Here is a 256-nt window from a genome sequence, read left to right on the forward strand (position 1 = left end):
GCTCACCGATGACGTCGCACCAGCCGAGCTCACCCGCGCGTTGCGCGCGGCGCTGCCCGATGGATCCACGCTGACGGGACTGAACTTCTCGATTCCCGGCGCCGATGGCGCCGAATCGAGCGCGCCCGGAGGTGCGAGCGCCGAGCTCGACGGATCCGGAGAGATCGCGATCGGTCAGATCGAGATCACGGGAACGGGCCGCAATCAGCGCGAGATCCTCGCCTATAGCGAGCAGCTCGAGCAGATCGCCGGCCTG

Annotated in this window: 1 protein-coding gene; it reads left to right on the forward strand. The window is 68.4% G+C overall.

The window, feature by feature from the left end; genetic code table 11:
* Positions 1-256 (forward strand): hypothetical protein (locus SB658_RS25600; protein ID WP_410603262.1); only part of this gene is annotated, 256 nt, incomplete at both ends.

The sequence above is a fragment of the Bacillus sp. SIMBA_008 genome (assembly GCF_046535495.1).
GTDB classification, from domain to species: Bacteria; Bacillota; Bacilli; order Bacillales; family Bacillaceae; genus Bacillus; species Bacillus subtilis.